General features: G+C 68.7%; 12 protein-coding genes. 5 read left to right on the forward strand and 7 right to left on the reverse strand.

Annotated elements, in window-relative coordinates; translation table 11 throughout:
- Window positions 1–22: 22 nt before the first annotated feature.
- Window positions 23–2,638 carry an ATP-dependent chaperone ClpB gene (clpB, locus tag ACERNI_RS05190; protein ID WP_448832214.1) on the reverse strand — a complete coding sequence of 872 codons (2,616 nt, stop codon included), beginning with the start codon at window positions 2,636–2,638 and terminating at the stop codon, window positions 23–25.
- A 550-nt stretch (window positions 2,639–3,188) separates the two neighbouring features.
- Between clpB and ACERNI_RS05195 the strand changes: the two genes are divergently transcribed.
- Window positions 3,189–4,376, forward strand: coding sequence for a CaiB/BaiF CoA transferase family protein (locus ACERNI_RS05195; RefSeq protein ID WP_448832215.1), 1,188 nt, complete (start codon window positions 3,189–3,191; stop codon window positions 4,374–4,376).
- A 156-nt stretch (window positions 4,377–4,532) separates the two neighbouring features.
- Here the strand turns inward: ACERNI_RS05195 and ACERNI_RS05200 are convergent, their stop codons facing one another.
- Window positions 4,533–4,898, reverse strand: a complete 366-nt coding sequence (locus ACERNI_RS05200; RefSeq protein WP_448832216.1) for a VOC family protein — start codon at window positions 4,896–4,898, stop codon at window positions 4,533–4,535.
- Between the two features lie 83 nt (window positions 4,899–4,981).
- Window positions 4,982–5,854: an acyl-CoA thioesterase gene (locus ACERNI_RS05205; protein WP_448832217.1), complete on the reverse strand. Its 873-nt coding sequence runs from the start codon at window positions 5,852–5,854 to the stop codon at window positions 4,982–4,984.
- A 243-nt stretch (window positions 5,855–6,097) separates the two neighbouring features.
- On the opposite strand from ACERNI_RS05205, the gene ACERNI_RS05210 reads away from it, so the two are divergent.
- Both ACERNI_RS05210 and ACERNI_RS05215 read left to right on the forward strand, forming a co-directional pair.
- On the forward strand, window positions 6,098–6,499 hold the full coding sequence (locus ACERNI_RS05210; RefSeq protein WP_448832218.1) for a nuclear transport factor 2 family protein: 402 nt from the start codon (window positions 6,098–6,100) through the stop codon (window positions 6,497–6,499).
- Between the two features lie 118 nt (window positions 6,500–6,617).
- A complete protein-coding gene (locus ACERNI_RS05215) occupies window positions 6,618–7,025 on the forward strand; it encodes a hypothetical protein (protein WP_448832219.1) in 408 nt (135 codons plus the stop codon).
- An 8-nt stretch (window positions 7,026–7,033) separates the two neighbouring features.
- Here the strand turns inward: ACERNI_RS05215 and ACERNI_RS05220 are convergent, their stop codons facing one another.
- The 4 genes from ACERNI_RS05220 to ACERNI_RS05235 all read right to left on the reverse strand — a co-directional run bounded on the left by ACERNI_RS05220 (window position 7,034) and on the right by ACERNI_RS05235 (window position 9,877).
- Window positions 7,034–7,519 carry a DUF1178 family protein gene (locus tag ACERNI_RS05220; RefSeq protein ID WP_448832220.1) on the reverse strand — a complete coding sequence of 162 codons (486 nt, stop codon included), beginning with the start codon at window positions 7,517–7,519 and terminating at the stop codon, window positions 7,034–7,036.
- Between the two features lie 158 nt (window positions 7,520–7,677).
- On the reverse strand, window positions 7,678–8,607 hold the full coding sequence (locus ACERNI_RS05225) for a carbon-nitrogen hydrolase family protein (protein ID WP_448832221.1): 930 nt from the start codon (window positions 8,605–8,607) through the stop codon (window positions 7,678–7,680).
- A gap of 131 nt (window positions 8,608–8,738) precedes the next feature.
- On the reverse strand, window positions 8,739–9,020 hold the full coding sequence (grxC, locus tag ACERNI_RS05230; protein WP_448832222.1) for a glutaredoxin 3: 282 nt from the start codon (window positions 9,018–9,020) through the stop codon (window positions 8,739–8,741).
- Window positions 9,021–9,085: 65 nt separating this feature from the next.
- Window positions 9,086–9,877 (reverse strand): ComF family protein, encoded by a 792-nt coding sequence (locus ACERNI_RS05235; RefSeq protein ID WP_448832223.1) that lies wholly within the window; start codon window positions 9,875–9,877, stop codon window positions 9,086–9,088.
- A 154-nt stretch (window positions 9,878–10,031) separates the two neighbouring features.
- Here ACERNI_RS05235 and ACERNI_RS05240 point away from each other — a divergent pair, with 154 nt between their 5' ends.
- Window positions 10,032–10,946, forward strand: coding sequence for a methyltransferase domain-containing protein (locus tag ACERNI_RS05240; RefSeq protein WP_448832224.1), 915 nt, complete (start codon window positions 10,032–10,034; stop codon window positions 10,944–10,946).
- Window positions 10,947–11,252: 306 nt separating this feature from the next.
- Complete coding sequence (locus ACERNI_RS05245) at window positions 11,253–12,440, forward strand: iron-containing alcohol dehydrogenase (protein WP_448832317.1); 1,188 nt, start codon at window positions 11,253–11,255, stop codon at window positions 12,438–12,440.
- The last annotated feature ends 158 nt before the right edge of the window (window positions 12,441–12,598 follow it).

Consider the following 12,598-nt stretch of genomic DNA (forward strand, 5'->3'; position numbering starts at 1 on the left):
TCGTTCAGTTTGCGTTTGCGCCTCAGTTCAGGGCGGCGCCGGCGGGGCGGCCGGCTTCCGAGCCAACCGCCATGTCGCCAACCGTCAGGCCAAGCGGCCCGGCGTTCACCGGCACCACATCGCCATCCTTCACGTTGCCGGCCAGGATCAGCTCGGCCAGCGGATCCTGCACGTTCTTCTGCACCACCCGCTTCAGCGGACGGGCGCCGTAAGCCGGATCATAGCCGCGCCCCGCCAGCCAGTCGCGCGCCTCGTCGCTGACCTCAAGCGTGATCTTGCGCTCCTCCAGCAGCCGCGCCAGGCGCTTCAGCTGGATGTCGACGATCGCTCCCATCTGGTCGCGCTTCAGCCTGTGGAACAGGATGATCTCGTCGACGCGGTTGAGGAACTCCGGCCGGAAGTGGCTGCGCACCACCGCCATCACCTCATCGCGCACCGCATCCGAATCCTCGCCATCCTTCTGGTTGACCAGATATTCGGCCCCCAGGTTGGAGGTCATGATGATCAGCGTGTTGCGGAAGTCGACGGTGCGGCCCTGGCCATCGGTCAGGCGGCCATCGTCAAGCACCTGCAACAGCACGTTGAACACGTCCGGATGCGCCTTCTCCACCTCGTCGAACAGCACCACCTGATAGGGCCGGCGCCGCACCGCTTCGGTCAGCGAGCCGCCTTCCTCATAGCCGACATAGCCAGGAGGCGCGCCGATCAGCCGCGACACCGAGTGCTTCTCCATGTACTCGGACATGTCGAGGCGCACCATGGCGTTCTCGTCGTCGAACATGAACGACGCCAGCGCCTTGGTCAGCTCGGTCTTGCCGACGCCCGTCGGCCCCAGGAACATGAACGAGCCGATCGGCCGGTTCGGGTCCTGCAGACCGGCGCGGGCGCGCCGCACCGCCGTCGACACGGCGACCACCGCCTCGCGCTGGCCGACGACGCGCTTCGCCAGCGCCTCTTCCATGCGCAGCAGCTTGTCGCGCTCCCCCTCCAGCATCCGGTCGACGGGCACGCCGGTCCAGCGCGACACCACCTGGGCGATGTTGTCGGGCGTCACCGCCTCCTGCACCACGTCCTTGCCGCTGTTTTCGGTGTCGGACAGCTCCTTCTCCAGGCCAGGAATGACACTGTAGGTCAGTTCGCCGGCGCGCTGGTATTCGCCGCGCCGCTGGGCGATCGCCAGCTCGTTGCGGGCTTCATCCAGCTTGCGCTTCAGGTCAGCGGCCTTGCCGAGCTTGTCTTTCTCCGCCTGCCATTTGGCGGTCAGGGCGGAAGACTGCTCCTCAAGATCGGCCAGCTCCTTTTCCAGACGGGCGAGGCGGTCCTTCGAACCGGCGTCGCTCTCCTTCTTCAGGGCTTCGGCCTCGATCTTCAGGCGAACCACCTCGCGGTCAATCGAATCGAGTTCCTCCGGCTTGCTGTCCACCTGCATGCGCAGGCGGGCGGCGGCCTCGTCGATCAGGTCGATGGCCTTGTCCGGCAGGAAGCGGTCGGTGATGTAGCGGTTGGACAGCGTGGCGGCGGCGACCAGGGACGCGTCCTGGATGCGCACGCCGTGGTGCTGCTCATAGCGCTCCTTCAGGCCGCGCAGGATCGAGATGGTGTCCTCTACCGTCGGCTCGGAGACGAACACTGGCTGGAAACGCCGCGCCAGCGCCGGGTCCTTCTCCACGTGCTTGCGGTACTCATCCAGCGTGGTGGCGCCAACGCAGTGCAATTCGCCGCGCGCCAGCGCCGGCTTCAGCAAATTGGAGGCGTCCATGGCCCCGTCAGTCTTGCCGGCGCCCACCAGGGTGTGCATCTCGTCGATGAACAGGATGATGTTGCCCTCGGCGGACTGCACCTCCTCCAGCACGCTCTTCAGCCGCTCCTCGAACTCGCCGCGATATTTCGCGCCGGCGATCAGCGAACCCATGTCGAGGGCCAGCAACTGCTTGTCGCGCAGGCTCTCGGGCACGTCGCCATCGACGATGCGGCGGGCGAGCCCCTCAACGATGGCGGTCTTGCCGACACCCGGCTCGCCGATGAGCACCGGATTGTTCTTGGTGCGCCGCGACAGCACCTGAATCGTCCTGCGGATTTCCTCGTCGCGGCCGATCACCGGGTCGATCTTGCCCTCGCGGGCGGCCTGGGTGAGGTTGCGGGCGTATTTCTTCAGGGCGTCATAGGCCTGCTCGGCCGAGGCGGAATCCGCCGTGCGGCCCTTGCGCAGCGCCTCGATGGCGGCATTGAGACCCTGGGCGGTGACGCCAGCGGCCGCCAGCGCCTTGCCGGCCTCGCTGTCCTTCTCGATGGCCAGCGCCAGCAGCAGCCGTTCAACCGTGACGAAGCTGTCGCCAGCCTTGTCGGCGGCCTTCTCGGCGGCCTCGAAGACGCGGGCCAGCGCCGGCGAGAGATACACCTGGCCGCTGCCGCCCTGCACCTTCGGCAGGCGGGCCAGCGCCTGCTCGGTCTGTTGCAGGGCCTGACGCGAATTGCCGCCTGCGCGGTCAATCAGACCTGCGGCGAGCCCCTCCGGATCATCCAGCAGCACCTTCAGCAGGTGCTCGGGCGTGAACTGCTGGTGATTTTCGCGCAGGGCCAACCCCTGCGCCGACTGGAGAAAGCCCTTCGAGCGGTCGGTGTATTTGTCAATGTTCATGCGCATCTCCTTTCGGGTCCCCGCATATGGAGCGACCCGCAATGGCGGCCCCTCGGGAGGCGACCGCCGGAATACGTTGCTGACGCAAGGCGCCAGCGCATAGTGTATCTGGGTGTTGCTGGCCGGCAACACCAGAGGGGGCGCATTTTTTTTATCAGCCCGATATCTGGGCCCTGCGGGCGTTGGCCCGCCCCACTCCGGCCCGCCCCGCCCCGCCTCGCATGCGCCAGTCACATCCAGAAAGCGCCGGCAATGCGTCAGGCTGGATGCTGGCAAGGCGCCATGCACGCGCGCGGCTGACCGGCATCGCCAGGCCGGTGCGGGGCGCAAGCCCATGCGCCGGGCCGGTTTCAGCATCCCTCCGCATCGCCGGGGAGCGCCCCTTTCATGGCGGGGAGGCGTCTCCTGGGGATCGCGGGCGGCGGGGCCTGGGCGCAGGCGCGGCATCCGGCGCCGCATCGGCTCGAGCGAAATTCAATTCCACTGCGAGCGATGCTCCCCTAGAGTGCGGGCGAAGGGCGAAGACCCGTAACATATTGGGAGGAAAGTCATGTCGCAGGTGCTGTCCGGCGTCCGCGTGCTGGATTTTGGCCGCTTCATCGCCGGCCCCTATTGCGCCGCGCTGCTGGCGGATTTCGGCGCCGACGTCATCCGCATCGAAAAGCGCGAGGGCGGCGAGGACCGTTACATCGCGCCGATCTGCGAGTCCGGCGCGGGCGGCATGTTCATGCAGATGAACCGCAACAAGCGCGGCATGACGCTTGATCCCATGAGCGAGGATGGCGCCGCCATCGTCCGCAAGCTGGTCGCCTCCGCCGACATCGTCGTCGCCAACCTGCCGCCGGAAACGCTGCGCGCCATGAAGCTGGACTATGACAGCCTGACGGCGGTGAAGCCGGACATCATCCTGGTCACCGCCTCGGCCTTCGGCGCCGTGGGCCCCTATCGCGACCGGGTTGGTTTTGATTCCATCGGCCAGGCCATGTCGGGCGCCGCTTATATGACCGGCCAGCCTGGCCAGCCGGTGCGGGCCGCCGCGCCCTATGTGGACTTCGGCACCGCCTTCGGCATGGCCTTCGGCGCGCTGATTGCGCTGATGGACCGGGCGCGCACCGGCAAGGGGCAAGTCGTCGAGGGCGCCCTGCTGCGCACGGCCGTCAACATGATGGGCTCGACCCTCATTGAGCAGGCCGCCCTGCAGATCAACCGCACGCCAACCGGCAACCGCGGCCAGACCTCCGCCCCCTCCGACATCCTGCCGACGAAAGACGGGCACGTGCTTGTCGCCGTCACCGGACAGCCCATCTACAAACGCTGGGCGAAACTGGTGGGCGACGAGGACTACTGGCTGAACGATCCGAAATTCGCCAACGATCTGCTGCGCGGCGAGAACGCCCCGCTGATCAGCGCCCGGCTTGGCGCCTGGCTGGCGGAGCGCACCACCGACGAGGCGATTACCGCGCTGGCGCAGGCGCGCATCCCCGCCGCGCCGGTGCTGACGCCGCAGGAAGTGCTTGATGACCAGCACCTGCAGGAAACCGGCTATCTGCAGCCGGTCGATTTCCCCGGCATGGACCAGGCCGCATTGCTGCCGCAGCCGCCCATGGTTCTGTCGCGCACCCCGGGCGAAATCCGCTCGCGGGCGCCCCTGAACGGCGAACACACCGACCAGATCCTGCGCAGCATCGGTGTTGATGACGCGGAAATCGCGCGCCTGCGCGACGCACGGGCAATTTAGGGCGCCGTTCAGGGCGCGCGTCAGAACGCCCGTCCGCGCGTGGCGTGGCGCCCCCCTTGCGCGAAAATGTTGCGGCGAGCGGACAAAAAAGAACTGGCCGGCGTCGCCGGCCAGTTTTCGTATGAACCCGGGCGAAATGTTTCAGCCCGCGTCAGTTCAGCCCATGTGGAACACGCAGACCTTGTTGCCTTCCGGATCACGGAAATAGGCGCCGTAGAAGGTCGGCATGCGCTCGCCGGGCGCGCCTTCGTCCGTGGCGCCATTGGCCAGAGCGGTTTTGTAAGCCTTGTCAACGGCGGCGCGGTCCGGCGCGGCGAGCGCCGGCATCACGCCATTGCCCACGGTTGCCGCCTTGCCGTCATAGGGCTTGCAGATCATGATTCCGGCGGCGCCCTTGCGGCCCCAGCCAATCATGCGATCGTTATTGACGGTGCGCTTGGCGCCGAGATCAGCGGCAATGGCGTCATAAAACTTGCCAGCGGCTTCCAGATTGTTGGAGCCGAGCGTCATGTAACCAAGCATGTGTTCCTCCCGATATGTCTGGCTTCCGGACCTTCGCTCCGGCCAGACCTTGTCGCGTATGGCGCCCTGTTTGCACGCCGCCGTCAAGCGGGATGCACAGGCGGATCGCGGAAATAGACCAGCTGATGGCTGGTGGCCAGCAGGGTTCCATCGCTCCCCCACAACTCCGCCGACTGGTCGTGATAACCGTGGGTGTAAATCCGCGTATCGGCGTGGCCGAGCAGCGGCGCCGCGCCCTGTCGCGCCAGATCAGCGGCGGTGGCGTGGAACCAGGTGGTCATGGAGATGGTGCCCACCGGCATCAGCGCGCCGCGCGCCACGAACACCCGGGCGAAAAAGCAGTCGGCAAAGGCGGCCAGCGAAACGAAATCGAGGGGTCTTGGCGGCTCGTCGCGCATCAGGCCGGTCTGGGCGCCGGCGACCGGCTCCGCCAGGGGCTGCGGCCCCAGCGGCGTGTAGCGGTCAAGCCGCACGTCGTAGCGGGCCATCCAGGCGCAGGGCGACTTTTCCCAGGGAAAACGCACCAGCTCCGCCTCGGGCGGCAGCGGCGGCGGCTGCGCCGGGCGATGGCTCCAGGTTTCGGGGCGGGCGCCGCAAATGGCGGTGGCGGTGATGGCCGGGGCGTCATCGCCCTGGGAAAGCTCCAGGAACCAGTGCTGGGTCGACCTGTTGCTGCGGGCCGCCCTCAGACTGATGCGCAGCGGACCTTCAGCGATGGTGGCGCAGTAGTTGACCGTGAAGGCGATGGGATCGCCGCGCCGCTCCGGGTGCAGCAGCAGCGCCCGCATCATCAGGGCGGCTGTCAGCCCGCCATAGGGACCGGCGAAATTCCAGTACGAACGCGTCATCAGGCCGGTGAAGCCATCGCCTGTCCATGTCAGGCGCGTCGCCTCATCCAGCGGATGCAACGCCCCGCCCCCGTTGTTTCCAGCATCACCGTCTTGCGCCAGCTCCATTGCCCCATCCCCCAGCCGGCGGTCGACAGCCGCCGGATATGTTTGGCCGAACCGCCATTATCGCGTTGCCGGCAATGTGCATGGTCGCGCCGCCATGGTCCAGTCCGCCGCCAGGGCGGCGCCCATGACAGCCATCATGACAGTTTTGTCGCCGCCGTTACCTCCCGCGTAATCGCCAGTCCTCATGGGGCTGCGCATGATGGCGTCACGGTCCGCTTCTGGATCAGCGCGAAAGGAAACGTCATGCAACCGCAAGCCCATATCCCGACGGAGGCCGCCCACCGCCTGGCGACCCACTACATCGCCTTGTGGAACGAGGCCGACGCCGCGCGGCGGCAGACGCTTGCCGCGGAGCTCTTCACCAGCGCGGCGGCCTATCTCGATCCGCTGATGGCCAGCGAAGGGCCTGACGGCATCTCCGGCATGGTCGGCGCGGCGCAGCAACAGTTTGCCGGCTTGTCATTCAGTTTGCGCGGCGCGCCCGAAGCCACCGGCGATTGCGTGCGCTTCTCCTGGTCGCTGGGGCCGGCAGGCGGCCCTTCCGTCGTCGCCGGCACCGATTTCGCCCGCGTCGATGGCGGGCGGTTCAGCAGCGTGACCGGCTTCATCGACCAGAAGCCCGGCGATCCGCCGCCAGCCGGCTGACGCGCGCCGCGGCGGGGCCGGCGACATGCCCGGAGCCCGCTGGCGTCCAGCATCTCATCGGCCAACGCCGCATTAGCCAACGCCTTGTCGGCCAGCATCGTATTGAAGGAGATCCGTCATGACCCGTTTTCAGCCCAGCCCCATGCTGCGCAACCTTCTCGCCCTCGACGCCGTGACCTGCCTTGGCGCCGGCGCGCTGATGGCGATCGGCGGCGGCCACCTGGCGTCGCTGCTGGCGCTGCCGGAACCACTGCTGCGTTACGCCGGCGTGTTCCTCATTGTCTTCGGCGGCGCCGTCGGGCTGCTGGCCCGCCGGGCGCATGCGCCAAAAGCCGCTGTCATGGCGGTCATTGTCTGCAACGCGTTATGGGCGATTGAGTCGGTCGCGATCATCGCCGCCGGCTGGGTGACGCCCAACGCCTTCGGGATGGCGTTTGTCGTTGCCCAGGCGGTGTGGGTCGCGGCGCTGGCCGCCCTGCAATATGCCTGCCTGCGGCGCCAGGCCGTTGCGGCGCCCGCGTCGTGAGACGCCGGTCAGTTCAGGTCATCAGGGAGGGCGGGCAGCGGCATGATGTCGACGCCCTCCTCCAGCAGCGCCCGCACCTCTTCCGGACGCGCCTCGCCGCGGATGGCCCGCGCCTCGGCCTCGCCGGAATGAATGCGCCTCGCCTCGTCCGGAAACTGCGCGCCGACGTCGACGGTGTTCTGCACCACGTAGTGGCGCACGGCGCGCATCACCGCCCGCACCCGCCGGGCGGCTTCGTCGCTCATGGGGTCAGGAACAGCCGCCACCGGCTGCGCCGGTCCGGCCGGCGCGGCGGGGACTTCAGTTGCGACAACGCGATCATGCGAGGCGGAGCGGGCCAGCGCCGGCGCCATGATGGTCTTGCCAACCTTCAGCGAACCGCACTGGGGACATGAGACAAACCCTGCCGCCGCCTGGGCGTCATAGGCCTGGCTGTCGGCAAACCAGCTGTCGAATTCGTGCCCCTGATCGCAGGCCAACGAGTAACGGATCATCCGCGCGGCGGCCTCTCTCGCCCGTATCTGCCGGCCGGCGAAGCCAGCCAGAATGATGGTGGCGACGCCATCCCCTGGCCCGTGGTCGTCGGCCCATGGCGGATGTCGTCATACAGACGTCAGATAAGCGCTTTCCCCGGACATTTCCACCAGACGCCTCAGCCAACCCGCCGCACCGAAAACGGCCGGGTGTGCTCCAGGGCCGGGATGCGCTGGCGCGCCGCCGTCACCGCCGCCAGATCGACGCTGGCCAGAATGACGCCGGGCGCATCGCCGGCCTCCGCCAGCACCACGCCCCACGGGTCGACGATGATCGAATGGCCATAGGTTTCGCGGCCATCCTCATGCCGGCCGCCCTGGGCCGCCGAGATGACGAAGGCGCCGTTCTCGATGGCCCGCGCCCGTTGCAGCACCTGCCAGTGCGCCTCGCCGGTCTGGCGGGTGAAGCAGGCGGGCGCGGTCAGAATCTCGGCGCCAGCTTCCGCAAGGGCCCGGTACAGATAGGGAAAGCGCAGATCGTAGCAAATGGTGACGCCGACGCGCCCGGCCGGCGTGCTCACCACCGGAGCGACGTCGCCGCCCGTATAGGTGCGTGATTCGCGCCAGCTCTCGCCATTGGGCAGATCAACATCGAACAGGTGGATCTTGTCATAGGTGGCGACGATGTCGCCGCTGGCGCCGATGACGATGGCCCGATTGGCGACCTTGTCGCCGGCGCGCAGGGCCAGCGAGCCGATATGGACGGTCAGGCCGCGCCGCCGCGCCAGATCCTGGACGGCGGGTATCAGCGGGTCCTCGTCCTCGCTGTGGATCTTCTCCATCAGGTCGGCGCGGGCGCGCTCGACAAGGCCGGTCATTTCCGGGGTCTGGATATAGGTCGCGCCGGCGTCCGCCGCCTCGCCAATCAGGCGGAGGGCGGTTTCACGGTTCTCCACCGGATCGCGGCTGGAGCGCATCTGCACGCAGGCGACGGTCAGCGGCGTGGTTGGCGGCGCGCCGCGGCGATCGGGCCCGCGCGTCACCCCGGTCGCCGGCGCAGACTCATCCTGTGCCCCGGATGCGCTGACAGGCCCTGCTTCCTCGGTCATGGCCACTTCCTTCCCGGCGCGGCGCCGTCAGGGCAAAACGCGATCCCTGAAAGCCAGGCATTGCCCTTGCGCGCGTATCTCTGAAACAGTCGTGCTGGCGCCAAGCGCCGCCCACATCGCGCAAAAACGCCTCAACCGTTCAGCAGCGGATCAAGTTTGCCGGCGGCGTCGAGCGCATGCAAATCATCGCTGCCGCCCACGTGCTGCCCGCCAATAAAGATCTGCGGCACGGTGGTGCGACCGCCAGCGCGGTCGATCATCGTCGCCCGCTGCTCAGGATGCTGCAGGATGTCGATTTCCTCGAACGCCGCGCCCTTGGCGCCCAGCAACTGCTTGGCCGCGTGGCAATAGGGGCAGGTGGATTTGGTGTAAATGGTGATGTGCGGCACCGCAAACTCCCTGAAAACCGTCATGCGAACTGTCCGGACCAGTATATGGCCCGCCGCGCGGTCGCCGTCACCCGTCCATCCGATGATGTTCATCCGGCGCGGACCACCAGGGCGAAGGTGAGCACGTCGACCTGGGCCGCGCCGGCCTTCAGCAGCGCGCGCGTTGCGGCGGCGGCGGTGGCGCCGGAGGTCATGACGTCGTCCACCAGCAAGACCCGCCGGCCAGCGACCACGGCGCCGGCGCCAGGCGCCGCCGCGAAAGCGCCGCGCAGATTGCTGGCCCGCGCGGTGCGCGTCAGCCCGACCTGCGGCGCGGTGCGGCGGACGCGGCGCAGCAGGTCTGGCGCCGCAGGCGGGCCGCCATGGCGGCTCACCGCCGCCGCCAGCGCCGCCGCCTGGTTGAAGCGCCGGCTCCACAGACGCGTCCGGTGCAGCGGCGTTGGCGTGACCAGATCCGCCTCCGCCAGCAACTCGCCGCCGGCCGCGGCCATCATCCGGCCGAGCAGATGGGCGATATCAGAGCGATCGCCGAATTTCATCGCGTGCACCAGATCGCGCGCCACGCCTTCATAGCGCACCGCCGCGCGCGCCCTGCCCCATGGCGGCGGATCAGCAATGGCCGCCGGCGACACCGTCGCCGCGCCAGGATCGGCGGCGAATGGCGCGCCGAGGCGCTCACAACAGGGCCGGGTGATGAAGCCGAGGCCGCGCCAGCAGGCGGGGCACAGGGCGTGCGGCGCGCTGACCGCCTGGCTGCAATGCAGGCAGATGGGCGGATACAGGGCATCGAGGCCAGCGCGGCGGAGACCGGCGAGCAGGGCCGGAAATCGCCGCCAGGCCGGCGGGCCGCGTTCGCTGTCATCTTCCGGGATATCCGTCATGCCGGCTGCCCCTGCTTTGACCGTGGACTGGCCACCGCCATATAAGCGGCATCATAGATCGCGCCGCCGCGCTGGATGAAGCGGAATTCGCGCCATCCACGGACGCGGCGCGCCGGAAGCCGCCGGAGCCGGAAGCCCGGAACAGGAAAGCCGCATGTCCGCGCCAGATACGCCCCAGGGGCACGCCGCCCCGCTGGTTTTCGATCGCCCCCTGGCGCGCCGTTATCTGGAGCGCGCGGCCCGGGCGGGGCTGGCGGATTTTCTGGTCGACCGGGTGGCCGAGGATCTCGACCTGCGCCTGTCGGCGATCAAACGCGATTTCTCCTGCGCCCTCGATCTTGGCGGTCCTGGCGAACAGGTGCGCGATGTGTTGCGCCGGCGCGGCGTGGCGCGGGTGGTGCGCGCGCCCGTTGGCCAGGGGCTCGGCGGCGACGTGGTGGTCGATGAGGAGGCCTTGCCGTTCGCGCCGGAATCCTTCGATCTGATTGTCGGCGTGCTGTCATTGCAGGGCGTGAACGACCTGCCGGGAGCCATGGCGCAGCTGCGCCGGGTGTTGAAGCCAGACGGCCTGTTCATTGGTTGCCTGCCTGGCGGCGCGACGCTCACGGAACTGCGCCAGGCCTTCACCCAGGCGGAGGCAGAGACCACCGGCGGCGTCAGCCCGCGCGTGGCCCCCTTCGCCGACGTGCGCGACATGGGCGCCCTGCTGCAACGCGCCGGCTTCGCCCTGCCGGTGGCTGACCTGGAAAGCCTGACGGTGCGCTATGGCCACCCCCTGCGCCTCGCCGCCGACCTGCGCGCCATGGGCGCCGGCAACGCCCTGGTCGACCGGCTGCGCAAGCCCTTGCGCCGCGACACGCTGATGCGCATGGCCGAGGTGTATCTGCAACGCTTCTCCGACCCGGACGGGCGGGTGCGGGCCACCTTCGAGCTGGTGTGGATGTCGGGCTGGGCGCCGCATGAGAGCCAGCAGAAACCGCTGCGGCCCGGCTCCGCCAAAGCCCGCCTCATCGACGCCCTGAAAGTGGACGCCGCCGCCATGGCGCCGGTTCCGGACCGCAGGCGTTGACGGGATATCGTCGCGCGGATGCGAACCGCGCCCCTGACAGAACTTCTGACAGCACTCCTGGCGGGAAAATGATCCGCGGGACGGATGACATCTGGACAAATTGGGGCCAGGCTTGCCGGACGCTGCCAGCGGGTCGCGTCCAGGGGCATGAGCCCCATGCGCGCCGTCTCCAGCGAAGCGGAGCCTGTCCTGGCCGGCGACAACGCCTGGCCGCCCGGACGCTCCGACAGATAACGCCGGAGCGACGGGACCTCGGCCGTTTGGCTGCAGAGCCGTGAATGCTCCTGCATGACGGGAGCTGTCGTCATGAAGCCGTTCACCTTCGACACCGCGCATTCCATCGTTTTCGGCCCCGGCGTTTCAGAACGCATTGGCGAACTGGCGCTGCAGCGGCTTGGCGGAGCGGTTTCTGATGGCGGCCGCGCCCGACTGCTGGTGGTGACGGACCAGGGCGTCATCGCCGCGCATCTGCTTGACCCGGCCTTGCGCTCCCTGCGCGCCGCTGGTCTTGCCGCAGAAGTGTTCGACGGCGTCGTCGCCGATCCGCCCGAAGCGGTGGTGCTGGCCGCCGTGGCGCAGGCGCGGGCCATGGGGGCGACGGCGGTGATCGGCTTCGGCGGCGGCTCGCCCATGGATACGGCCAAGCTGGTGGCGTTGCTGGCGCGCTCCGGCGCGGCGCTGGGCGATATCTATGGCGTCGGCAAGGCGGCCGGGCCGCGCCTGCCGCTGATGCTGGTTCCGACCACGGCGGGCACTGGCTCCGAGGTGACGCCGGTGGCGGTGGTGACCACCAGCGCCCGCGAGAAGCAGGGCGTCGTGTCGCCGCTGCTGTTGCCGGATGTGGCGCTGCTCGATCCGGAACTGACCTATGGCCTGCCGCACCATGTCACCGCCGCTACGGGCGTCGACGCCATGGTGCACGCCATCGAGGCGCACGAATCGCTCAGCCCCAACAACAATCCGCTGTCGCGGCTGCTGGCCCGCGAGGCGTTGCGCCTGCTCGGCGACGGCATCCGCTCCGCCGTGCGCGAGGGCAGCCACCCCGAGGCGCGCTGCCAGATGATGCTCGGCGCCATGCTGGCCGGCCAGGCTTTCGCCAATTCGCCCGTGGCCGCCGTGCATGCGCTGGCCTATCCGGTCGGGGCGCACTTCCACGTGGCGCATGGCCTGTCCAACGCGCTGGTGCTGCCGCATGTGCTGCGTTTCAACTGTGCAACCGATGGCGGCGCCTGCGCCGGGATCGCGCCGGCGCTGTTTCCGTTCCTCGCCGCAACGCCGGCGTCGAAACGCGGCCTGGCCCTGGCCGACGCGCTGGCCCATCTGATTGACGAAATCGGCCTGCCGTCGCGCCTGCGCGAGGTGGCTCACGGCGCCTCCAGGGATGTTCTGCCCGAACTGGCGCGCGACGCCATGAAGCAGACCCGGTTGCTGGTCAACAATCCGCGCCCGGTTTCAGAAGCCGATGCGCTGGCGATTTACGAAGCGGCCTGGTAGGCCGCCAGGCGACGCGGCGAACCAGGCATGCTCACGCTGGCGCCGGACGGCGCTTTCGACCAAAGGCCCATGCAGCGAAAGCGTAAGCCTCAGGGCGCGCGACTTGCGGGAAGGGTTGCGACTCCCTTATAGAACACTATCAGAACGGGCGGCGAACA

This window comes from Camelimonas sp. ID_303_24, assembly GCF_053543495.1.

Coding starts and splice junctions, on each gene's coding strand:
- clpB (WP_448832214.1), bottom strand. CDS start 2,638: ATGAACATTGACAAATACACCGACCGCTCGAAGGGCTTTCTCCAGTCG.
- ACERNI_RS05195 (WP_448832215.1), top strand. CDS start 3,189: ATGTCGCAGGTGCTGTCCGGCGTCCGCGTGCTGGATTTTGGCCGCTTC.
- ACERNI_RS05200 (WP_448832216.1), bottom strand. CDS start 4,898: ATGCTTGGTTACATGACGCTCGGCTCCAACAATCTGGAAGCCGCTGGC.
- ACERNI_RS05205 (WP_448832217.1), bottom strand. CDS start 5,854: ATGGAGCTGGCGCAAGACGGTGATGCTGGAAACAACGGGGGCGGGGCG.
- ACERNI_RS05210 (WP_448832218.1), top strand. CDS start 6,098: ATGCAACCGCAAGCCCATATCCCGACGGAGGCCGCCCACCGCCTGGCG.
- ACERNI_RS05215 (WP_448832219.1), top strand. CDS start 6,618: ATGACCCGTTTTCAGCCCAGCCCCATGCTGCGCAACCTTCTCGCCCTC.
- ACERNI_RS05220 (WP_448832220.1), bottom strand. CDS start 7,519: ATGATCCGTTACTCGTTGGCCTGCGATCAGGGGCACGAATTCGACAGC.
- ACERNI_RS05225 (WP_448832221.1), bottom strand. CDS start 8,607: ATGACCGAGGAAGCAGGGCCTGTCAGCGCATCCGGGGCACAGGATGAG.
- grxC (WP_448832222.1), bottom strand. CDS start 9,020: ATGACGGTTTTCAGGGAGTTTGCGGTGCCGCACATCACCATTTACACC.
- ACERNI_RS05235 (WP_448832223.1), bottom strand. CDS start 9,877: ATGACGGATATCCCGGAAGATGACAGCGAACGCGGCCCGCCGGCCTGG.
- ACERNI_RS05240 (WP_448832224.1), top strand. CDS start 10,032: ATGTCCGCGCCAGATACGCCCCAGGGGCACGCCGCCCCGCTGGTTTTC.
- ACERNI_RS05245 (WP_448832317.1), top strand. CDS start 11,253: ATGAAGCCGTTCACCTTCGACACCGCGCATTCCATCGTTTTCGGCCCC.